Consider the following 21894-nt stretch of genomic DNA (forward strand, 5'->3'; position numbering starts at 1 on the left):
ATTTTCTACTTTGCGAATCGGGAGCACACATGTCTGTAAATCCGCCTGGCCGGCGCAGGGCCGGGATGGTGGGCGCGGCCGTGCTGGTCGCGGCCGGCGCCACCTTCTTCCCGGCCGCCGGCACGTCCGCGTACGCGGACGTGCAGGTCAGCACCGAGCACGTGACCGGCTCGGACGGCAAGGACTACTCCGTCACCAACCACCTGGTGCCGCAGTACGCCGCGAAGTCCACCAGCCGCAAGGAATGGCTGCTGGTCTGGGCCGGCGACGAGAACATCGCCGACACGATCGTGCCGGACATCAAGAACCTGCCGGGCACGCTCGGCGGCGGGCTGACCAAGGTGCGCAATGCCTTGCCAGGCCCGGACTTCCTCGCCGTCATCGACGCCACCAAGGGCTCGCCGGACTACGGCAAGGTGGTCAACACCGCCACCGTCGGCCCGCTGGTGGAGAACGAGCCGCACCACATGCAGTACGTGTGGCACAAGGGCGACACCATCTACGCCGGCGCGCTGTTCGCCGCGGCCACCTACGCGTTCGACGTGTCGTCGTTGCCGCAGCTCAAGCTCAAGGGCATCAGCCTGCCCAGCCAGACCCTCGGCGGCTCCGTGCCCGACGCGTACTGGACGCTCAAGGACGGCACCGCGTACGGCACCTACATGGGCGGCCCGGTCGTGCCCGGCCCGTACGTGTACGGCGACGGCTCTTCGGTGATCGGCAACGGTTTCGCCGGCAGCCCGGGCGAGGTCATCCACTTCGACCAGAACGCCAAGGTGCTGTCCCAGTCCCCGGCGGCGACCCCGCAGGGCGACGATTCGAAGCTGTGCGACAACCTGCCGCAGCTGGGCAGCGCCACCTGCGCCAACCCGCACGGCATCCAGGCCCGTGAGGACCTGAACACGCTGATCACCAGCGACTACGCCGAGCCGCGCAACATCATCCTGGACCCGGTCAAGCAGCCGTCGCCGTACCTGCGCCGGCCGACCATCCGGACCTGGGACATCTCCGACCGCAACAACCCGAGGCTGCGTGCGGTCAGCTATCTGCCGGACGGTCCGCGGGCCAACCCGGCCGACCCGCTGCACGCGGAAAGCCGTGCGGTCATGGAGAACACCGTGACCAACCAGCCCGGGCACAAGGGCGCGTTCGCCCAGACCATGCAGGGCGGGGCGATCTTCTACACGCCGGACATCACCGCGGCGGAGCCGCACTGGCGTGAGGTGTTCGACGACGGGACGGCCACGAAGGCGTTCAATCCCAACGCCACCGAGGCCAACGGCGGCGGCACCAACGGCGGCTGGGTGCAGGTCAGCCCGGACGACCACTACCTGTACCACGCGGTGATCGGCCGGCCCAAGGGCGTGCTGTCGGCCGACGACCCGGGCACCATCGGCGGCGTGTACACATTGGACATTCGCAAGCTGCTGTCCAGTGGCTCCTCGTACACCTGCAACATCGACACGATTGCCAAGGCACAGAACGGCGGCGGCGCGGACTGCCCGACGCTGGTCGGTGCGGCGGCGATCAACCCGAGCACGCCGGGGCAGGGTCCGCACTGGGGGACCTACGACAACTTCACCATCGGCTCGGACGGCTACTACCACGAGACCGACAACCCGGCCCGGGTCGCGGTGTCGGACTACTTCGTGGCGCGGTCCGGCATCGACGGCGACCACAAGGTCAACATGGTGAACATCGGCCCGGACGGCAAGCTGACCGTCGACACCGCGTTCCGTGACGAGTACACGGGGCAGGTCGGCATCAACTTCAACCGGAAGTCCTGGCCGCACGGCGACTTCGGCAACGCGAAGCCGCACTCGGAACTGTTCGTCGTCGCTGACGCGGACGTGAAGTAACGGCGAGCGGGTGGCGCCGCCCCGACCGCGGCGCCACCCGCTCCTAGGCGAAGCGGGATTGCCTTGAACATGACCGACATGGGCATGGACACCTCCGTCACCGGAGTGCCCCCTGCCGTGCTGCTGCTCAGGATCGTGCTGCTGTTGGCGACGGCCACGGTCGCCGGTATCGGCCTGCTGCGTCCGACCGTGGTCTCGGTGCGCCGCAACACCTTCGTCATCGCGTGGGTCGCCGCCGCCGTTACGGCCGCGGCCGACCTGATCTCCTTGCTGTGGCTCGAGAGCAATGTGGTTTTCGCTGTCGGGCAGCTGGTGCTGGCCGTCGCCGTGCCGGCCGCACTGCGCTGGCGCACGCCGTCGGCCTACCTCGGCTTCGGCCTGCTGGTGGTACTGATCTCGGAGATCTCCTTGAGCCACATGGGGATCGAGTTCCTGGCCGACACCGGCTTCACCGTCGGCGTGGTGGCCTGGCTGGGATTGACGCTGATCAGGCCGACCTCCAGCCGTCTTCGCCCGTTGGCCCTGACCTTGGCCGTCGTGCTGGCGCTGGCCGGCGTGTTGCAGATCGCCGTGTCCGGCGTCGGCTTCGACCGCCGCCTCTACGACACCGGCTTCGGTATCGCCCTGGTGGTCGTCGCCCTGCTCCCGATCGTTGTCACCGCATTGACGATCACCTTGCCGGTCAACCGTCTCTACCCCGTCGGTGCCCTGCTGGTCGTCGTCTCCTACCTGGCGTGGGCCGCCCTCGGCGCCATTCCCCGTCCCGCCGACCTGCCCACACCGGGCGTTCCGTTGCTCGGCTCAGCCGCCGGCACCCCGGTTCTCGTTGTCCCGCAACGCCCCGGCCGCAACCTCGTCCACCTGCCGGCCGAAGCCGTGGTCAACGGCGTGCATGCTGTTCCAAGACCCGGCACGAACGGGGCTTGGGCTTCCGTCGACCTACCACCCGGCCGCAGCACCTTGCAGATCACGATAGCCGGCAAGGAATCCACGGTTCCGGTCGACACCGGCTCCGGCCCCGCCGGTCGCACTGTCGACCCCGAGTGCGCCAACGCCGCCCTCGGCGGTCTCATCGGCGGCAGCCGCGTCCCGGTAACCTCCTGCCCCAGCGATGGGTTGTCCACAGGTGACGCCGAGGCTGTCCACAAGCTTGTGGATTTCCTGGCCAGCCGGAAGATCTCCGCCATCACCGTCGTCGGCGACGACTCGGCTCGCGCCAGGGCCGCCGCCGACGTCGTGCGCCGGGCCGGCCTTCCCGTGTTCGACACCGAGCAGCCCAACAGCGCCCTCGTCGTCGTCTCGGGCTGGTCCACCGCCGCCGACACGCTGTCTCGCGTCGCCGTCGAGCAGACCCGGAAACCCACCTACATCAACGGCATCTACCTCGCCCCGTGGCTGCTCACCGCTCCCCTGCTCAAATCCGTGGTCAGCTCGGCCGTCCCGCTCCGCTTCGATCCCCGGGACCCGAAGACCCTGGCCTACACCGTCGCGCTGGCCAACGCCTTCCCCGGTGAGACCGGAGCCATCGGCGGGCTCGACGAGTGGCTCGCCGCCCAGGGCCAGCAGTCGGATCCGTCGGTCCGGCTGTACGCCTCGGCGCAGGTCGACGCCATGCCCATGGACAACACCATGGACGGCATGGAAATGGCCTACCCCGGCCAATGGGTCCCCAACGGCACCATCGTCCCGATCTCGGGACCGCTGTCATGACGTTCGGCTTACGTCCCCAGGAGGGAAGATGACTGTCGCCAACGAAAGGCTGCCCGTGCTGGCGGTCGAAGCGCCGTCGGCCAGATCGGGTGTGATCGTCGTCGGCACGGCCGTGGCCGCGGTCCTCGGCTTCGCCGTCTACCACGCGGCGGGCTGGAAGCTGGCCCTGCTGTACGTGGTCGGCCTGGCGCTGGGTCTGGTGTTGTTCCACTCCCGCTTCGGGTTCACCTCGGCGTGGCGGCAGATCGTCTCCGTCGGCCAGGGCGCGGCGATCCGAGCCCACATGCTCATGCTCGCGGTCGCGGTCGCGCTGTTCGCGGTAATCCTGCAATCCGGCATCGGACTTTCCGGCGCGCCCAAGGGAATCATCCTTCCGGCGAGCATCGGGGTGGCGCTGGGCGCGTTCATCTTCGGCATCGGCATGCAGATCGGCGGATCCTGCGCGTCGGGCACACTGTTCGCGGTCGGCAGTGGGCAGACGGCGATCCTCTACACGCTGGGCGGCTTCATCCTCGGCTCGATCGGCAGCGCGTTCGCGGCCAACTGGATCGCCTACCTCCAGTCGCTGGGCCCGACGGTGTCGCTGGCCGACACCCCCTGGGGGTACGGGGGCGGTGTGCTGTTCTCGTTCCTGATCATCACGGCCATCGCGGGCGGATCGCTGCTGCTGCAACGACGTCGCAACCCGCCGCCCATCGAGCCGGCTCCCGTGGCCCGGGGCTGGACGCGGGTGCTGCGCGGCGCGTGGCCGCTGTGGGTTGGCGCGATCCTGCTGGCCGTGCTCAACGCGGTGACGCTGCTCATCTCCGGCAGCCCGTGGGGAATCACCGCGGCGTTCGCCTTGTGGGGAGCGAAGTTCCTTGGTTGGATAGGGATCGACATCTCCCACGCTCCCTATTGGACGGTGCCGAAGAACGCCGCCGCCCTGCACGCCTCCGTGCTGGCCGACCGCGTGTCGGTGATGGACTTCGGCATCATGCTCGGGGCCCTGATCGCCTCGGCCCTGGCCGGCGCCTTTGTGCTGCACCGCGCCGTGCCGTGGAAGATGGCCGTCGGCGCGGTGATCGGCGGCGTGCTGATGGGCTTCGGCGCCCGCATGGCCGGCGGCTGCAACATCGGCGCCTACTTCTCCGGCGTCGCCTCCTTCAGCCTGCACGGCTGGCTCTGGGGCGCCGCCGCCATCGTCGGCACCTACGTCGGCGTCCCGCTGCGCCCGCTGTTCGGGCTCGGCAATCCCAAACCCACCGATTCCGTCTGCTGAAAGGTAAGACCCATGACGCCCAAAGCTCTTACAGTCGGCCTGCTGACCGCCACGCTCCTCGCCCTCGGCGCCGGTTCGGCCAGCGCCGACACTCTGCCCATCTGGGCCCTGCCCGGCGTTGACGTCGGCTCGCTGCTCGGCCCGACCGTGCCGCTGCCGACCACCGCCCTGGCTCCCGTCGACGGCCTGCTGAAGCTCATCAGCGGCTGAACAACAAGGCTGTACAGGAAGGAAACCCTTATGCGCAAGGCACTTGTGACCACCACCCTGGTCGCCGCCGCCCTGGTCGGCGCGGCGTCGCCGGCCCTGGCCGACGGCGTCACCGTCGTGGACCAGCCCGACACCAGCTCGCTCAACAACATCTGGACGTTCACCGTGCTCGGCGTCCCGCCGCTCGGCACCCTGCAGTCGGTCTCGCAGGCCGTCGGCCGCTTGTTCTGAGCTGCTGACCCACCGTGCTCGGCATCCGGCCGCTCGGCGGCCTGCGATCCGTCTCGCAGGCCGTCGGCCGGATGTTCCGAGCCGTTGACCCACCGTGGCCCGGCCCGTCGTCCCGCCGGGCCACGGTCCTTTCCTTTCCCCTGATCGGAGTCGCCTTGTCCAGCCGCGCCTGCACCGGCTTGCTCGCACTCGCCGGCGTTCTGGCCGTCACCTGCGTGGCCAGCACCACCCCGCCCGCCGTGGTCTCCCCCGGCCCGTCGCCGCGCCCGATCACGTTGTCCCGCCGGCAGTCACTCCCGTTGCGCCGCACCAGCGGTCCGATGTCCAGGTCGTCCGCCCGGAGCACGTCGTCGCGTACCGGCCCGTCGCCACCGTGACCGACAACCGCATTCCCGCCGTGCTGCTCGCCGCCTACCAGCACGCCGCCGAGCGCTCGCCTTCGTGCCATCTGCGGTGGCCGGTGTTGGCCGGCATCGGCAAGGTCGAGTCCAATCACGCCCGTGGCGGCCAGGTCGATTCGCGGGGCACCGTCACCGAACCCATCGTCGGTCCCGAGGTCCTCGACGGCACGCATGCCGTCGGACCCATGCAGTTCTTGCCGTCCACCTGGGCCCGTTGGGGCGTCGATGACAACCATGACGGCGTCGCCGATCCCCAGAACGTCTGGGACGCAACGGCTTCTGCCGCCGACTACCTCTGCGCCGACGGCCGCGACCTGTCGCTCAACGGCGACCTCGTCAACGCCGTGCTCAGCTACAACCACTCCGGCGCCTACCTGGCCGAGGTGTTCCAGTGGATCACCACCTACTCCGGCGGCGTCAGCGCGATCCCGGCCGTGCCTGCCCCGCCCGCGCCCGCCACCCCACTGCCCACTACCGGGACTTCCACGCCGCCCACCTGCACCGGGCCGGCGACCGGTGCCGCCGCGAATTCCACCCCGGTGACGGCCGCGAAGCCGCCCGCCACCTGCACCTCCCCCACCACACCGCCGCCCACGACAACCACGACCACGCCGCCGAATGTGCTGGACGCCGTGGTGGGCGGGTTGTTGGGCGGGGTTGGCGGGTTGTTGGGGAAGAAGTAGCGGCCCGACCACGCCGGTGGCGACATCGCGAGGGCTGCTGGGCAAGAAGTGATCAGGGTCGCGACAGGATGCCCTCGGCCAGGGCGATGGCGTGGGCCTGGCCGGGGCATTCGTGGGTGCCGGCGCCGAAAGGCCGGTCGTCGAGGCTGACCAGGACTACCTGGCCGTCACGAACGCGACGGGTCTCGCGTAGGGGCGGGTCGTCGCGGAGGGTGTCCGCGATGCTGGCGTGGTTGCGGGCATTGGCGACGAGGGCGGTGGTGGCGTCGCAGCTCTGGATAAGCAGGCTGATCCGTGCGGCGGTGAGCTCGTCGGGGACGCCGCCGAAGAGCTGCACGAGGTGGGTGACGGCCTGGTCGGCCTCGGGGGTGGTGGCGGTGTGAGGGTGGTACGACCGGGCGGCGACGGAGACGGCGTCGCCGACCTCGATGCCCAAGGCCTGGCCCAAGACCTCGGCCGGGCTGCACGTGGTTGAAGCGGCCAATTGCCGCAATGCGGCGGGATCGATCCTGGCCAGCTCGGCCACGGCCAGAGCCCGTCGGCGCTGGTGGTCGGGGCCGGAGCTGAACCGGGCGACCATTGCCCGAAGCCAAGCGACGGACGGGGTGGGCGACGGGACGGGCAGGTCCAAGTCCATACCGAAAACGCTAGTGCGGCAAAGGTTCGGTGGCGGCCGAACCGTAGGCCGAGGCCAGGGCGGCGAAGACGGCCTTGGGGACGAAGCCCTGGTCGGTCAGCTTGACCACGCTGTAGCCGGCCATGTCGAGGTCGGTACGGGGATCGGCGGTGTGCGGGGTGTCGTAAGAGGCGAACGTGAACCAGAAGGCGGCATCAACGCCGACCTCCTCGAAGATCGGCAGCAGCTCCTCGAGATAGCGGACCTGCTCCTGCTCGTCCCGCACGTGGTCGCCGGCGATCACCGGCGGGTCGGACTTGTCGTCGACGATCATCCACCCCATGCCGCCGCGCTCGCCGGCGCCGGTGTAGGTGCTGGAGCCGAACTCGGTGATGGCGACGGGCTTGCCGTGCTTGGTGCGAGCGACCAGCTGGTCGACGAAGGTCGGGGCGTTCTCCTTGTCCCGGTAGGCATCCACGGACACGAAGTCGAACGGGGACCAGTCGATGTCCTCCCACAGCCCGGATGCGTAGGTGATCGGCCCGCCGAACCGCTCACGAGCGGCGGCAACGGCGGTCCGGAGGAACCCGGCGACGGCGGCGGGCGCGGTGGCGAAGGCGGCGTAGGTCTCGGGCGAGGCAGTCATGATGCCCTCGATACGGGAGTAGACGTTGTCGCCGGGCAGGAAACCCTGGGCGAACAGGCTCATCTCACAGCCCAGCACGAGCACGACGGACGCCCCGCCAACGCGCAATGCCTCGGCCCGCGAAGCGCAGTCGACGAACAGCGGCAGCATCTCGTCGGCGGTCAGGTCACACGGGAACGGCGCGAACCACACCTCCAGCCCCAGCTCGGCGGCGATGCCGGCGGCCACACCGATCCGCTCGGGATCGAAGCCGGTGATCCGCACGGCCGTGCAGTGCAGGTCCTCGACGATCATCCGCATTTCACGGCGGACCTCGTCGGGCTCGAACCCGATCCGGCTGAGCTTGCCACCGGGCGTGAAACCGGTGTCGTAGTTGATTCCCCTGGCTCGCATGATCTCGAGTCTTGCACCGCAATCGGTGATCCACCCACGACAGATGTCATGCCGCCGGCACGACAATCCACATCAGACGGTCGAGCTACGCCGCTCCAGCAGCACGACGTCACGCCACCGGCCGTCGTGGAACTGCCCGACCCGCTCGGTGACGCCGATCACCCGGAAGCCCAGCTTCTCGTGCAGGGCAAGGCTGGCGGTGTTCTCGGGGAAGATCCCGGCCCGCAGCGTCCATACGCCGGCGGCCTCGGAGCTGGCGATCACGGCGTTGAGCAGCGCCCGCCCGACCCCACGCCCATGGGCGTCCGGGTGCACGTACACGCTCTCCTCGACGACCCCGGCATACACCGCCCGCTTGGACGTCGGCGAACACGCGACCCACCCCAGCACCTGGTCCCCGTCCAGCGCGACGAACCGGTGGTCGGACAGATGCCCCGAGTCGAACTCGGCCCAGGACGGGGCCGACGTGGCGAAGGTGGCCTGACCGGTGTCGATGCCCAGCTGGTAGATCGCCAGCACGGCGGCCGAGTGGACGGGCAGCATCGACGTGACGGCCATCATGGATCGGACCTTACGCCATTCGGGGGACGTATCCTGGCCAATTGTGACGAAGGCGAGAACGGCCTGGTTGGCGGTCGTGCTGGGCAGCCTGTCGGCGTTCGCGCCGCTGTCCATCGACATGTACCTGCCGGCTTTCCCGGCGATGGCGCGCGAGCTGACAGCGACGCCGTCGGACATCCAGCTGACGCTGACGGCGTGCACCATCGGCCTCGCGATCGGCCAGCTGATCGCCGGCCCGCTGTCCGACCGGCTCGGCCGGCGCGGTCCGCTGCTGGTCGGGCTGGTGATCTACCTGCTCGCCTCGGCGGCCTGCATCTTCGCCCCGTCGGCCATCACGCTGACCGTCCTGCGGCTGGTCCAGGGCACGGGCGGCGCGGCCGGCATCGTGATCTCCCGCGCGGTCGCGCGGGACCTGTTCGACGGCCGTGAGCTGGCCAAGTTCTTCTCACTGCTGATGCTGGTCAACAGCCTCGGCCCGGTGGTAGCGCCGGCGCTGGGCGCGGTGGTGCTGCACTGGACCACCTGGCGCGGCGTTTTCGTGGTCCTGTCGGTGATCGGGCTGCTCCTGTTGGTCATGTGCACGCTCACGATGAAGGAGACGCTGCCCCGCGAACGCCGACACCGGGGCAGCCTGTCCATCGGTTCCCTGCTGGTGGACCGGGTTTTCCTTGGTTACGCCCTGTCCTGCGCGCTGGCCTTCGCCGCGCTGTTCGCGTACATCTCCGGCTCCTCGTTCGTGCTCCAGGACACCTACGGCCTGTCGGCGCCGCTGTTCAGCCTGGTGTTCGGCGTGAATTCGCTGGCCATCATGGGCGCGAGCCAGCTCAACCGGTGGCTGCTCGGCCGGTTCACGCCGCGCCTGCTGCTGGCCGCCGGCCTGGTCGGCACGGTGGTGAGTGCGGTGGCCCTGCTGCTGTCCGTGCTCACCGGCCTCGGCCTGGCCGGCGTGCTGCCGGCGCTGTTCGTGCTGGCGGCGAGCATCGGCGTGGTGTTTCCGAACGGCGTCGCGCTGGCCATGAACGATCACCCGGACAAGGCCGGCAATGCCTCGGCGGTGCTCGGCACGGCCCAGTTCCTGATGGGCGGCGCGGCCGCGCCGCTGGCCAGCTCGGCGGTGTCGATGGGCGTGGTGATGACCGCGGTGGCGGTCGCCGCCTTGCTGGCCTTCCTGCTGCTCACACGGGCGTCAGCGCGGAAACCAGCCACTGGCCGTCCTGTCGTTGCAGGGTAGCCCGCACCCGAGCGCCGTCGATCCGGGACGACGGGTCGGCCTTGGTCTGCGTGACCTGGTCCAGGAACACCAGCAGCACAACGCGATCCACCTCGGCGCTGACCACTGACGTGCCGGCGACGGTGGTCTTGGTGACGATCTCCTGCTGCTGCGCGGCCGGCGCAACGACCTTCGTGGTCAGCTCGACGAACTGGTCACGGAAGGCTCCGGTGGTGCCGGCACGGGCGCCGGCCAGGTCGCGGTCCAGCGTGTGAAAGTCGTACGACAGCAGCTGCGGCAACCGCGTCCGCGCCGCCTCGACCGCCGACTGTCGAGCGGAGTCCACTTCGGACGAATGCTCGACCCGTTGGTACAGCAGGAATACGGCCGCACCCAGGCCCACGACCGCCGCGGCGGCAACCAATCGCACGAATCTCACGGCACGAACTCCAGATCCGAGACCAGCCAGCGGTCTCCCTCGTGGTGCAGCTGCATCTTCATCCGGTACTGACGCTGTTCCCCGTTCGGCGCGTCGGCGTTCTGCACGGTCGCGGACACCGCGGCCAGCACGGTGACCGTGTCGCCGTCGACGCTGCTCACGCCGGCCTCGGCCACCGTGCCCTTGGACGTCACGGAAGCCTGCTGCACGACCTTGCGGAACACGTCGGCCTGCTGCGCGAACTGGTCCTTGAACGAGCCGGTGGCCACGCCCATCAGCCGGGTCACGTCCTGCTGCGCGGTGTCCTTGCTGACCGTGGTCAGGTCGACGGCGACCTGCCGGGCCACCTGCAACGCCGACTGCCGGCTGTCCTCGTCGGCGTTGGCGTCGTTCAGCTTGAGCAGCAACAGGGTTGCGACGGCGACCAGCGCGGCCGCCAGCACCATCGCCGCGGCGGTGAGCATCCGCCGCCGCCACGGCACTACTTCACCAGCAACTTCTGCCATGTGGGCTCCTGTTCTCGGCATTGCTCGGGGCTCGGACCGCGCTGGCCGGGCACGTTCAGGCACGGCGTGTTCCGCGCGCCCCGCACCACCCGCGGATCGGCCGGCGCGACCTTGCAGTACAGGTCGCTCGGCGCGGCGATGTCCTTGGTGTCGCTGGGATCCCGCCGCTGCGGGTTGGGCAGGAAGCCGGTCGTGCACGGCGGCGGGTCGTTGATGTTCAGGCGCAGCGTGGCGGCGATGTCGCCGTGGTGGGCCAGCAGCATGTTCTGGATGAGCGCCACGGTGGCCGGGTAGTCGGACAGGAACTGCTCGACGCCCGGCAGGTACGTGCGGACGACCTGCCCGGTGGCGATCATGTTGCCCAGCAGCATGGGCAGCGTCGGCCGCAGCCGGTCCTGAAGGCCGAGCACCTGGTCGTCGAAGGTCGGCACGGTGGTGATCAGCCCGAGCAGGTCGCTGTCGCTGTACCGGAGCTGGTCGGTGAACGAGGCCAGATCCCTGGTGTACGACCGGATCTGGCCGTCCAGGTCGTGCTGGGTGTCGAGGAACGGCCCGAGCCCGTTGATCAGATTCGTGGTCGGACCGACGTTCACGGTCGCGTCGTGCACCAGCAGCGAAGCCTGGTCGAGCAGCTGGCGGAGATCGTCGTGCGAGCCCTGGAAGGCCGTCGTCACCTCGGTCAGCACGGTCCGCAGCCGGTCGGTCGGTACGGCTTTGGCCAGCTCGTCCACGCTCGTCAGCAGCGTGTCGGTCGGGGTCATCGGCTTGGTGTGGTCGACGGTAATACGTGTACCGTCGTGAGCTCTTACGTCGGTGTCACCTAGCGGCGACAGGTCGACGTACTGCTCGCCGATGGCCGAGGTGCTGTGGATCTCGGCCCGCAGCGCGGCCGGCACCGGCTGGTCCAGTTCCAGCGCGACGGTGACGCCGTCGGTGCCGAGATCCATCGAGGCGACCTTGCCGACGGCCACGCCGAGGTAGGTCACCTCCGCGCCCGGATACAGGCCGGAGGCATCGGTGAAGTCCGCGGTGACGGTGTACCTGCCGCCGCTCACCCCGAGGTAGTCGACGGCAATCACCGACAGGGCGAAGATCGTCAGCGCCGAGAACGCGGCGAGCTGGATGCGGACCAGCCGGCTGAACATCAGCGGCCGCCCAGCGGGGCCAGCAGCGGATTGACCGCCTGCAAGGACAAGTCGACGCTCGCGTACACGTTGACGAAGTCGCCGCGGAAGCTGTTCCGGAACGTGGACAACGGGAACAGCAGCGTGCCGGCGACGTCGAACGACCGGGGCAGCGCGTCGCCGGAGGCGACGAGATCGGCCAGGATCGGCTTCAAACTGTCGAGATCGGCGTGCAGATCGTCCTGGGTGTGGTCGATGACCTTGGTCGCGACGGTGGCGAAGGACGTCAACGCCGTCAGGGCAGCGGTGAGGTTGGTGCGCTGCTGGTTGAGCAGGGTCACGCCCGGTGTGACGTGATCGAGGGCGTCGGACAGCTGATCCCGTTGCGCGGCGAGAGGTTTGCCCAGGTTGTCCAGGGCGTCGATGGTCCTGAGGATGGCGTCCTTCTGGCCGTCGATGCTGGTGGTGAAGGTGCGGAGCTGGTCAAGCAGGACGCGGGTGGTCCGCTCGCGACCGCCGAGCGCCTTGTCCACCTCGTTGTAGATGCCGCGCAGGTTCTGAAGGCCGCCGCCGTTGAGCCACAACGACAATCCGGCCAGCAGCTCCTCCGTCTCCGGGTAGCGGTCGGTCCGGGTCAACGGGATCAGGTCGCCTTGGCGGAGCTGCCCGTGTGCGTCGGACGGGCGGTTCAGCTCGACGTATTCGGCCCCCAGCAGGCTCTTCTGGCCGATCTTGGCCGTCGCGTCGGCCGGCAGCCGGACGCCGTCGTCCAGCTCCAGCGTGAGCCGGGCGTGCCAGCCGTCGAGGCGGACCTCGCTGACCCGGCCGACCGTGACGTCATCGACCTTCACCTCGGCATCCGGCACCAGGTTGGCCACGTTGGCGAACTCGGCTTCGACAGTGAAGGAATCGCGGGCGCACGCCGTCAGGCCGAGCACAAGGGCGACCGCCAGGAAGATCCTCATCGGCCACCGCCCAGCAGCAGGGTCGGCAGGCTCGGCGGGTTGAGGGCGACCGGGACCGTGTTCATGTCCAGCATGTGCAGCAACGGATCGAGGGTCTTGCGGCACTCGTCGGGCGTGCCGCCGAGGGAGAACAGCGTGATGCAGGTGAAGCCGGCGAGGTCCTGGGTGTTGTTGATGGCCAGCCGCGCCTGCAAGGTGTTGGTGCTCGGGTCGAACAGGGCCAGCGTGTCGGCCAGCGTGGTCGGCGCCTGGTGCAGGATCTCGGCCAGCTTGGCCCGGTCGTCGGCGAGGATCTTGGTCACGTCGGCCAGCTGGCCGACCGTGACGCCGAGCCGATCCGCATGGTGGGCAGCGAAGTCCGCGACCTCGGCCGTCGCCCTGTCCAGGGCCTTGAGCGCGGCGGAAAGCTCGTTCTTGTTGTCGTCCACCAGCTTCGCGACGGCGGTCAGCTGCGCGCTGAACGTCCGGACCTGCTGGTCGGCCCCGTTCAGCGCGGTGATCAACACTTGCAGGTTGTTGATCGTGCCGAAGAGGTCCTTGCTGCCGGCGGTCAGCGTGCTCGCGGCCTTGGCCAGGTCGGTGATCGTCTGCCGGATCGAGCCACCGTTGCCCTGGAGGTTGGCCGCGGCGGTGTCGATGGCCTTGGGTAGGGATCCGTTCTGCGCCAACGCCTTGGACAGCCTGGTGAGCTGGTCCTTCAGGTCGTCCCACTCCACCGGCACGGCCGTGCGGTCCTTGGCGATCACCGCGCCGTCGGCCAGCTGCGGGCCGTGCGTGTAGGCCGGCGTGAGCTGCACGAACCGGCCGCTGATCACGCTGGGCGTGACGATGACCGCCTTGGCGTCGGCCGGCACCGGCCGGTCGTAGCCGATGCCGACGGTGACGTGGTCGCCGGCCGGCCGCACCGACGTGACCTCGCCGATCCGCACGCCCAGCACCCGCACGTCGTCGCCTTCGTGCAGGTTGACCGCGCGCGTGAACTCCAGGGTCGCGGTCCGCCGGCCGCCCGGGTTCAGCACGACGTACGTGGTCGAGGCCAGCAGGCCGGCGATCACGGCGGCGACGGTCAGCCGGTGCAGGTTCACTTTCCGCCCCTGGAAAGGAGTTCCGGCAGCAGCGGAATCAGGTTGGTCGGCACCAGGTTGCCGACCTGGGTGTCGACGAACGGCCCCGAGCCGATGGCCTCGCCGACCTCCCGCACCAGCGGCCCGGTCCGGTCCAGCAGCTGCTCGATCTGGCCCCGGTTCTGCCGCAAGACGGTCAGCAGGTCGTCCAGCTGCTCGAGCGTCGGGTCGAGCTGGTTCTTGTTGTCCGCCACCAGGCCGCTGAGCTGGTCGGACACCGCGACCGAGTTGGCCAGCAGGGAACGGATGTCCGCGCCACGCTGGTTCAGCGACGCCAGCAGCGTTGAGCCCTGCGTGAGGATCTGGACCAACTGGTCGTCGCGCTTGGCCAGCACGCCGCTGACGTTGTTGGCGTGCAGCAACAGGTCCCGCAACGCCGCGTCACGGGAGCTGACCGTCTGAGAGATCCGGCTCAGGCCGTCCAGTACGGCTTTGACCTGCGGCGGCGTGTCCTTGAACGTGTCCGACAGCGTGTCCAGCGCGTTCGACACCTTTCCGGTGTCCACTTGGGACACCTCGGAGGTGACGTCCGACAGCGCATCCGTGACGTCGTACGGCACCGTCGTCCGGTTGAGCGGGATCCGGTGCAGCTCGCCCGATCCGGCCGGGGCCAGCGCGAGTTCCTTGCGCCCCAGTGCCGTCTCGGCCTTGATCGCCGCGCTGGTGTCCTGGCCGAGACGGACGTTGTCGTCCGTCAAGGAAAACGTGACATCGACCCGGTCGCCGTCCAGGTCCACGCCGTCGACCTGGCCGACCTTCAGCCCGGAAACCACCACCGGGTCCCCGCTGCCCAGGCCGCCTACCTCGGCGAACTCGGCCACGAACGGCCGTCCGCCGATCGCTGTCGGCACCACGAAAGCGCCGACCACCACCGCCACCAGCACGACCGTGCCGATCACGCCCAGCTTGACCGGATCTCGTTCGGCGAAGGTCCTTGTCATGCGCGCCTCACTTCGTCGGCCGGCAGCGGGCGATGCCGCTGCGTAGTGCGATCGGGTCCGCGAGCTTGATGCCGAGACCACACAGGTAGATGTTGAAGTAGCCGCCCCAGGCGGCACCGCGGGTCAGCCGCTGATAGGCGTCCGGCAACGTGGCCAGCGCCGCGGTGAGGCTGTCCCTGTTGGCGTTCAAGGTGTTCGACAGCCGCCCGAGGTTGCCGATGTCGTCCCGCAGCGACGGCCGGACGACGCCGAGCAGCTGGGCCGTGCGGCCGGTCAGGGCATCGATGTGGGTGACGGCGTCGCCGATCTGGTCCCGGTCGTCGTTGAGGCCGCTGACGAGCTGCTGCAACTCGATGATCAACTGTCCGAGCTCGGCCGTGTTGACGCGGGCCAGCGCGGCGTCGAGATTGGTGATCACGTCGCCGATCACCTGGTCACGATCGGCCAATGTGGACGTCACCGAGGCCAGGGCGGCCAACAGCTCGTCGATCGTGCCGCCCTCGCCCTGCAACACCGTGACCAGCTCGCCGGACACGGCGTTGACCTGGTCCGGCGACAACGCGGCCAGCAAAGGCTTGAAGCCGTTGAACAACGCGTCCAGATCCAGCGCCGGCGCGGTCTGCCCCACCGGGATCGTGCCGTCCGGCGCGAGTTCCGGGCCGTCGCCGGCGGTCAGCTCCAGGTAACGGTCGCCGACCAGGTTCTTGTACTTCACCGCCGCGTGGGTGCCGGTGGTCAGGTCCACGGTTCGCTGCGCCGAGAAGGTCACGCGAACCTGATTGGAGTCCGCTATGGACAGATCACCAACAGTGCCGACCCGGATGCCGGCGACCCGAACCTCGTCACCGGCAACGAGATTGGAGGCGTCGGCGAAGATCGCGTGGAAGTCGTCGGCCGGGCCGTCGGGGGCGCGGCCGGACAGCGTCACGGCGACCAGTGTCGCGGCGACGACGCTGACGAGTAAGAAGACGAGGAACTTCATCGGCCCGCCGCCATTCCGTGGCAGCTGGGCCCGGTGCCGGGCCGAATCTGGGGCAGATCCTGGGGATACTGGTACGGCTGCGCGCCGGGGCCGACCGTGACATCGACGTGCAGGCCACTGTCCTTGTTGCGGCTCAACAGTTCCCGGTTCAGGTCGAGACCCTGGAACAGACAGGGAAACATGCTGGCGTAGTCGGCCAGCAGCCCGACGGTCGGCCGGCTGATCTTGAGCGCGTCGGTCAGCGGCTGGTCGATACCGGTGAGGAACTCGCTGCCCTGGTGGCCGAACTTGGTCAGGGACAACAGGAACGTGGTCAGCGGCGAGGACAGCAGCGTGTCACTGGTCGCGCCGAGGTTGTCGCCGACACGGATCGCGTCCGGTACGACCGCCGCGTACGTGTCTAGCACGGCCGGGGCCTTGGCCAGGTCGTCGTGCAGCGCCGGCAGGCTGGGGTTGAGCCGGCGGAGATAGCCGTCCAGGTTCGTGGCCAGCTCGCCGAGCTTGTCCCCGTTGCCCTGCAACGCATCCGCTACCGCGGTGAGCGCCAGGTCGAACCGGCTGGGCTCGATGGCGTTGAGCTGGTCCAGCACGTGCTCGAAGGTCTCGTTGATCTCCACGGCCACCCGGCTGCCGCCGATCACCGTGCCGGCCTTGATCGGCGGCGACGGGTCGTGCGGCCTGATCAGCTCGATGTACTTGGCCCCGAAGATGGTCAGCGGCACCACATTCGCCGTGACCTCCGCCGGCACCTTGTCGATCAGCGCCGGGTAGAGGCCGACGCCGAGCTCCGCCCCGTCGGACGTGGGCGTGACGCTGCGGACCGTGCCGACGGTGACGCCGAGGATCTTCACCTCGGCCCCGCGATCCATCAACAACCCGGCCCGGCCGGCCAGCACGGTCACCGGCACGACCCGATCCAACGCGCCCTGGAACTGCGCGGCGACCAGCGCCGACGCCGCCAGCACAGCGACGACGAACGCGGCCCCGAGCACAGTGTGCCGGTTCATCCGGCGATGTGCACGGTCGAGGCGTTGCCGAACACGCAGAAGTCCACGGCCATGTCCACCAGCAGCACCGTGACCAGCGACGTCCGCACCGCCCGGCCGACCGCGATGCCGACGCCGGCCGGGCCGCCGCGGGCGGTGAAGCCGTGATAGCAGTGCACGGACATGACCACGATCGACATCAGCAGCGCTTTGGCGAAGGCCCAGAACAGGTCGGCCGGGTTGAGGAAGATGTCGAAATAGTGCTGGTAGGTGCCGGACGGCTGGCCGAAACCGACCGTGACGACGAACTTGGTCGCGGCGAACGAGGTCAGCACGGCCAGCGCGAACAGCGGCACGATGGCCAGCAGGCCGGCGATGATCCGGGTACTGACCAGGAACGGCAACGACGGGATGGCCATCACCTCGAGCGCGTCGATCTCCTCGCTGACCCGCATCGCGCCGAGCTGCGCGGTGAAACCGGCGCCGACCGTGGCCGTCAGGGCGATGCCGGCGATCAGCGGCGCGGCCTCACGCGTGTTGGCGTACGAGGAGAGGAACCCGGCCAGCGCGCCCGCGCCGATGTCGTTCAACGCCGCGTAGCCCTGGAGGCCGACCTCGACGCCGACCGCGGCCGTCATGAACGCCACCACCGCCGCGGTTCCGCCGATGACCGCCAGTCCGCCGGTGCCCATGCTCGTCTCCGCCAGCAGGCGGAACACTTCCCGCCGGTACTTGCGCAGCGCGGTCGGCAGTTTCGTGTAGACGCGGCCGTGGAATTCCAGTTGGCGGCCGATCGATCCCAGCATCGTCAGCTCCTCAGGAACAGCGCGGTGATCAGGCTGTTGGCCAGGAACAGCAGCAGAAAACTGCACACCACCGTCTGGTTGACCGCGTCGCCGACGCCTTTCGGGCCGCCTTTGGCCGTCAATCCGAGATGGCATGCCACCAGGCCGGCGAGCAGGCCGAAGACCGCGCTCTTGAATTCGCTGATGGCAAAGTCGCGCGGACCGGCCAGCAGGGTCAGATTGGCCATGAACAGGCCCGGACTGGCGTGTTGCACGTACACCGAGAACACGTAGCCGGCCAGCAGGCCGACCAATGTCACCATGCCGTTGAGGCACAGCGCGACGACCGTCGCCGCCAGCACCCTGGGCACGACCAGGCGGTGCACCGGGTGCAGGCCGAGCGCCCGCACCGCGTCGATCTCCTCGCGGATCCGGCGCGCGCCCAGGTCGGCGCAGATCGCCGTGGCCCCCGAGCCGGCCACGACCAGGGCGCTGACCAGCGGCGCGATCTCCCGCACCACGCCGAGACCGGCCCCCGCGCCCGACAGGTCGGCCCCGCCCAGCTCGATCAGCAGCTGGTTGAGCTGGAAAACCGTGATGACGCAGAACGGGATCGACATCAGCAGCGTCGGGGCCAGGCAGACGCCGGCGATGAACCAGGCCTGGCGGAGGAATTCGCGGGTCTGGAACGGGCGGCGGAACGCGAACCGGAACGAGTCGAGGGAAGTGGCGTAGAACCCGCCGACGGCGGCGGCCGGTTTGCGCAGCACGACGCCCCCTTCCCGAGACCGTCGACTTGTATACTCCAGCCACGAAATGGTGAGGCGAGCTCAGTCCTTGGTGCGGCAATTGCTGACAGCGCGTTTCCGATCTGTCGCTCGAAGTGGTGAACGGTTGTTCGCCGATCGAGTTGCCGCCGTTCGGTGGCGCACAATGAGTACCCGGGGCGGGGTCGGGCGGGTTACCGTCGCCGCGTGCGGACGCTGCTGGTCGACAACTACGACTCGTTCACCCACAACCTGGCCCACTACCTGGCCGAGGTCACCGGGTGCGCGCCGACCGTGCTGCGCAACGACGACCCGGCGCTGACCCCGGGACTGCTGGCCGAGTTCGACAACGTGGTGGTGTCGCCGGGGCCGGGCACGCCGGAGCACCAGGCCGACCTGGGGCTGGGCCGCGAACTGCTCGCCCGGTGCGAGCTGCCGCTGCTGGGCGTGTGCCTCGGGCACCAGGCGATCGCCCATCTGTACGGGGCCAAGGTCGCCCGGGCCGACGAGCCCCGGCACGGACGGACCTCGCCGGTCGAGCACACGGGCCAGGGCCTGTTCGCCGGGCTGCCGTCGCCGCTGCGGGCGGTGCGCTACCACTCGCTGGCCGTGACGGACCTGCCGGAGTCGTTGGAGGCCACGGCCTGGACGCCGGACGGCGTGCTGATGGGCCTGCACCATCGGACGAAACCGTTGTGGGGCGTGCAGTTCCATCCCGAGTCGATCCGCACCGAGCACGGCCACCGGCTGCTGCGCAACTTCGCCGACCTGACGCCGGTGCGGCCGCGACCGGTGATCACGACCAGCTTTGGCCGGCCCGCCGGCGAGCCGGTAAGCGTGCACGTGCGCCGAATGCCGACGACCGTCGAGCCCGAAGCCGTGTTCGCTCAGCTGTTCCGTCACGCCGAGCACGCGTTCTGGCTGGACAGCAACGGAATCGGCCGGTTCTCGATCATGGGGGCCGGCACGCGCTGCGTCACCTCGGCCGACGTCGAGGGCTCGTTCTTCGAGTGGCTGGACGGCGAACTCGGTGCGGTCAAGGCGATCGCGGACGTGCCGTTCGACTTTGCGCTGGGATGGATCGGCTATCTCGGCTACGAGCTGAAGTCCGAGTGCGGCGGCGAGGCCGCACACCGGTCGCCGCACCCCGACGCCGCCATGATGTTCGCCGACCACGCCGTGGTGTTCGACCACGCCGAGCACACAACCTACGTGCTGGCCTTGGATCCCTCGAAGCTGTCACTGCTGGATGACGTGTCCGATGTGGACCTCGAACCGGCGGAAGCACTCGAACCGGCGGCGATCTCCTTGCGGCACAACCGGGAGCAGTACCTCGATGCCATCACGGCGTGCCAGCAGGCGATCGCCGAGGGCGAGACGTACGAGGTCAACCTGACCAACCGGATCACCGTCGAGGCCGACGTGGATCCCTGGGCGGCGTACCGGTTCCTGCGGCGCACCAGCCCGGCCCCGTTCGGCGCGTTGCTGAAGTTCGGCGACCTGCACGTGCTCAGCACATCGCCGGAACGCTTCCTGCGCATCGACGCCGACGGAGTCGTGGAATCCAAGCCCATCAAGGGAACCCGGCCGCGCGGCAGCACCCCCGAACACGATGCCGCGTTGCGGGAAGAGCTCCGGACCAGCGAGAAGGACCGGTCCGAGAGCCTCATGATCGTCGATCTCGTGCGCAACGACCTGGCCCGGGTGGCCGAGGTGGGCAGCGTTCGCGTGCCGACGCTGTTCGACGTGGAGAGCTACGCGACCGTGCACCAGCTGGTCTCGACGATCACCGCCCGCCTGCGGCCGGACGCCTCGCCCGTCGACTGCGTACGGGCGGCTTTCCCGCCCGGCTCCATGACCGGCGCGCCCAAGATCCGCACGATGAAGATCATCGACCGCCTTGAGGGCGACGCCCGCGGCGTGTACTCGGGGGCCGTCGGCTACTTCTCGCTCAACGGCGCCGTCGACCTGAGCGTGGTCATCCGCACCGCCGTGGTCACGCCCGGCCGGGTCGGCTACGGCGTCGGCGGGGCGGTGGTCGCACTGTCCAATCCGGACGGTGAGTACGAGGAAACGGCCGTCAAGGCAACGCCTTTGCTGGCCCTGTTCCAGGCCGAGTTCCCCGATCGGGTGATCTAGACGGGCGGAAAGTGCTTCACGGGTCAACTATGAGCGCGTCCAGTTCCGACACCCCACCCAGAGGTCAACGATGCCCAAGACCGTTGTCGGGATCATCGCCGCCACGCTGGTAGCCGCCGTGCTCGGCGTTTCCGGCGTCGCGCAGGCCAGCACCCCGACGCTGGCCCAGCAGGTTCAGCAGGGCCGCGACCGCGTCGCCGCCGCCTGGCAGGCCAAGGACGTCGCCGCCGTGCGCGTCGCCGTCGCCGACCTCGCCCCGGCGTTGGCCCAGGTCCGCACGGACGTCGACCGCCAGGCCATGAGCCCGGCCATCGCCATGTACCTCGGCCGCGCCGAACAGCAGCGCACCCAGCTGGCCACCGCGCTCGGCCCGCAGCCCCGCGACGGCATCCTCGACTCGGTCACCGGCTTGGTCAGCGGCCTGCTCGACTCGCTGTCCGGCCTGCTCAGCGGCCTACTCGGCGGCGGCGGTGGCCACGACGCCGGCAGCGCCCCGGCCGCGCCGGCCGACCACGCCCCGGCTGCGGCCTGAGCGCTTGGAAGGGGCCTTCCTGCACTCCGAGTGCAGGAAGGCCCCCTTCCAAGCTTTATCCGAGATTTGCTCAGTTCTGCGATACCGACATCAGGGCGAAGACGGCGCCCTGGGGATCCTGGATCACCGCCATGCGGCCGAACGGCGTGTCCTTGGGCTGGGTGAGCACGGTCGCCCCGTTGCTGTCGGCGATGGCCGTGGTGGCATCCGTGTCGGCCACGGCGAAGTACACCCGCCACTCCGGCTGCGCGTCCGGCACGGTGAAGATCCCGCCGACGTCCCGGCCGTCGGCCTTGATCGTCGTGTAGTCGAAGTCCGGCATGGGATCGCCGATCTCCAGGCCGAACACGGACCCGTAGAACTCCCGCGCCCGCGCGGCATTGGGTGTCGACAGCTCGTTCCACACCACCGCGCCGGGCTCGTTGACCACCCGCGAGCCGATGTGCCGGCCGGGCTCCCACACGCCGAACACGCCGCCGGTCGGGTCGGCCGCGATGATCATCCGGCCCTCGCCCATCACGTCGATGACCTCGGTCATCGGCTGCCCGCCGTGCTCGACGATGGCCTTGTGGGTCAGGTCGGCATCGTCGGCCTTGAGGTACGTCGTCCAGGCCACCGGCTGGTCGGGCTGCGACATCAGCCCGGCGACCGACTTCCCGTCCAGCAGCGCCTGGGTGTAGTAACCGGACTCGGCCGGACCGGTGAAGTACTCCCAGCCGAACAGCGCCGCGTAGAACTCCTTGCCGGCATTGATGTCCGTGCAGGAAATGTCGATCCAGCACGGCACTCCGCGCGCATAGGCGCTCGCCTCGGGCATGACTGCCTC

At 69.4% G+C, this 21894-nt stretch carries 23 protein-coding genes; 9 read left to right on the plus strand and 14 right to left on the minus strand.

Annotated elements, in window-relative coordinates; translation table 11 throughout:
• Positions 1–65: 65 nt before the first annotated feature.
• The 6 genes from M3Q35_RS28080 to M3Q35_RS28105 all read left to right on the plus strand — a co-directional run bounded on the left by M3Q35_RS28080 (position 66) and on the right by M3Q35_RS28105 (position 6352).
• Positions 66–1856, plus strand: a complete 1791-nt coding sequence (locus tag M3Q35_RS28080; RefSeq protein ID WP_273944496.1) for a hypothetical protein — start codon at positions 66–68, stop codon at positions 1854–1856.
• Positions 1857–1934: 78 nt separating this feature from the next.
• Positions 1935–3566, plus strand: a complete 1632-nt coding sequence (locus tag M3Q35_RS28085; RefSeq protein ID WP_273935532.1) for a DUF6239 family natural product biosynthesis protein — start codon at positions 1935–1937, stop codon at positions 3564–3566.
• 28 nt (positions 3567–3594) lie between these two features.
• Positions 3595–4827, plus strand: coding sequence for a YeeE/YedE family protein (locus M3Q35_RS28090; RefSeq protein ID WP_273935533.1), 1233 nt, complete (start codon positions 3595–3597; stop codon positions 4825–4827).
• A gap of 12 nt (positions 4828–4839) precedes the next feature.
• Positions 4840–5037 (plus strand): hypothetical protein, encoded by a 198-nt coding sequence (locus M3Q35_RS28095; RefSeq protein ID WP_273935534.1) that lies wholly within the window; start codon positions 4840–4842, stop codon positions 5035–5037.
• Positions 5038–5067: 30 nt separating this feature from the next.
• Positions 5068–5268, plus strand: coding sequence for a hypothetical protein (locus M3Q35_RS28100; RefSeq protein WP_273935535.1), 201 nt, complete (start codon positions 5068–5070; stop codon positions 5266–5268).
• A gap of 373 nt (positions 5269–5641) precedes the next feature.
• On the plus strand, positions 5642–6352 hold the full coding sequence (locus tag M3Q35_RS28105; RefSeq protein WP_273935536.1) for a lytic transglycosylase domain-containing protein: 711 nt from the start codon (positions 5642–5644) through the stop codon (positions 6350–6352).
• A gap of 52 nt (positions 6353–6404) precedes the next feature.
• Here the strand turns inward: M3Q35_RS28105 and M3Q35_RS28110 are convergent, their stop codons facing one another.
• The 3 genes from M3Q35_RS28110 to M3Q35_RS28120 form a co-directional block, all read right to left on the minus strand.
• Positions 6405–6989 carry a hypothetical protein gene (locus tag M3Q35_RS28110; RefSeq protein WP_273935537.1) on the minus strand — a complete coding sequence of 195 codons (585 nt, stop codon included), beginning with the start codon at positions 6987–6989 and terminating at the stop codon, positions 6405–6407.
• 10 nt (positions 6990–6999) lie between these two features.
• Entirely contained in the window at positions 7000–8007 is a 1008-nt protein-coding gene (locus M3Q35_RS28115; protein ID WP_273935538.1) for a hypothetical protein, read from the minus strand.
• Positions 8008–8079: 72 nt separating this feature from the next.
• Positions 8080–8568, minus strand: coding sequence for a GNAT family N-acetyltransferase (locus tag M3Q35_RS28120; RefSeq protein ID WP_273935539.1), 489 nt, complete (start codon positions 8566–8568; stop codon positions 8080–8082).
• A 43-nt stretch (positions 8569–8611) separates the two neighbouring features.
• Here M3Q35_RS28120 and M3Q35_RS28125 point away from each other — a divergent pair, with 43 nt between their 5' ends.
• A complete protein-coding gene (locus M3Q35_RS28125) occupies positions 8612–9799 on the plus strand; it encodes a multidrug effflux MFS transporter (RefSeq protein WP_273935540.1) in 1188 nt (395 codons plus the stop codon).
• Here the strand turns inward: M3Q35_RS28125 and M3Q35_RS28130 are convergent.
• From M3Q35_RS28130 to M3Q35_RS28175, 10 genes are read right to left on the minus strand one after another with little or no spacing between them, the layout of a single operon-like run.
• Positions 9744–10217, minus strand: coding sequence for a hypothetical protein (locus M3Q35_RS28130; RefSeq protein ID WP_273935542.1), 474 nt, complete (start codon positions 10215–10217; stop codon positions 9744–9746). The genes M3Q35_RS28125 and M3Q35_RS28130 overlap by 56 nt on opposite strands.
• Positions 10214–10723 (minus strand): hypothetical protein, encoded by a 510-nt coding sequence (locus M3Q35_RS28135; RefSeq protein WP_273935543.1) that lies wholly within the window; start codon positions 10721–10723, stop codon positions 10214–10216. The genes M3Q35_RS28130 and M3Q35_RS28135 overlap by 4 nt, the downstream gene beginning before the upstream one ends.
• A complete protein-coding gene (locus tag M3Q35_RS28140) occupies positions 10699–11868 on the minus strand; it encodes an MCE family protein (RefSeq protein WP_273935544.1) in 1170 nt (389 codons plus the stop codon). Before M3Q35_RS28140 ends, M3Q35_RS28135 begins: the two co-directional genes overlap by 25 nt.
• Positions 11868–12812 carry an MCE family protein gene (locus tag M3Q35_RS28145; RefSeq protein ID WP_273935545.1) on the minus strand — a complete coding sequence of 315 codons (945 nt, stop codon included), beginning with the start codon at positions 12810–12812 and terminating at the stop codon, positions 11868–11870. Before M3Q35_RS28145 ends, M3Q35_RS28140 begins: the two co-directional genes overlap by 1 nt.
• A complete protein-coding gene (locus M3Q35_RS28150; RefSeq protein WP_273935546.1) occupies positions 12809–13897 on the minus strand; it encodes an MCE family protein in 1089 nt (362 codons plus the stop codon). Before M3Q35_RS28150 ends, M3Q35_RS28145 begins: the two co-directional genes overlap by 4 nt.
• Positions 13894–14877 (minus strand): MCE family protein, encoded by a 984-nt coding sequence (locus M3Q35_RS28155; protein WP_273935547.1) that lies wholly within the window; start codon positions 14875–14877, stop codon positions 13894–13896. The genes M3Q35_RS28150 and M3Q35_RS28155 overlap by 4 nt, the downstream gene beginning before the upstream one ends.
• A gap of 7 nt (positions 14878–14884) precedes the next feature.
• Positions 14885–15859 carry an MCE family protein gene (locus M3Q35_RS28160; RefSeq protein ID WP_273935548.1) on the minus strand — a complete coding sequence of 325 codons (975 nt, stop codon included), beginning with the start codon at positions 15857–15859 and terminating at the stop codon, positions 14885–14887.
• Positions 15856–16866, minus strand: a complete 1011-nt coding sequence (locus M3Q35_RS28165; protein ID WP_273935549.1) for an MCE family protein — start codon at positions 16864–16866, stop codon at positions 15856–15858. The genes M3Q35_RS28160 and M3Q35_RS28165 overlap by 4 nt, the downstream gene beginning before the upstream one ends.
• Positions 16863–17651 (minus strand): ABC transporter permease, encoded by a 789-nt coding sequence (locus tag M3Q35_RS28170; protein WP_273935550.1) that lies wholly within the window; start codon positions 17649–17651, stop codon positions 16863–16865. Before M3Q35_RS28170 ends, M3Q35_RS28165 begins: the two co-directional genes overlap by 4 nt.
• Before the next feature lie 2 nt (positions 17652–17653).
• Positions 17654–18400, minus strand: coding sequence for an MlaE family ABC transporter permease (locus tag M3Q35_RS28175; protein ID WP_273935551.1), 747 nt, complete (start codon positions 18398–18400; stop codon positions 17654–17656).
• A gap of 204 nt (positions 18401–18604) precedes the next feature.
• Between M3Q35_RS28175 and pabB the strand changes: the two genes are divergently transcribed.
• Positions 18605–20536: an aminodeoxychorismate synthase component I gene (gene pabB / locus M3Q35_RS28180; RefSeq protein ID WP_273935552.1), complete on the plus strand. Its 1932-nt coding sequence runs from the start codon at positions 18605–18607 to the stop codon at positions 20534–20536.
• Positions 20537–20606: 70 nt separating this feature from the next.
• Complete coding sequence (locus M3Q35_RS28185; protein ID WP_273935553.1) at positions 20607–21068, plus strand: hypothetical protein; 462 nt, start codon at positions 20607–20609, stop codon at positions 21066–21068.
• 70 nt (positions 21069–21138) lie between these two features.
• Here the strand turns inward: M3Q35_RS28185 and M3Q35_RS28190 are convergent, their stop codons facing one another.
• Positions 21139–21885, minus strand: a complete 747-nt coding sequence (locus tag M3Q35_RS28190) for a VOC family protein (RefSeq protein ID WP_273935554.1) — start codon at positions 21883–21885, stop codon at positions 21139–21141.
• Positions 21886–21894: the final 9 nt, after the last annotated feature.

The organism is Kutzneria chonburiensis (genome assembly GCF_028622115.1).
Taxonomy (GTDB): domain Bacteria; phylum Actinomycetota; class Actinomycetes; order Mycobacteriales; family Pseudonocardiaceae; genus Kutzneria; species Kutzneria chonburiensis.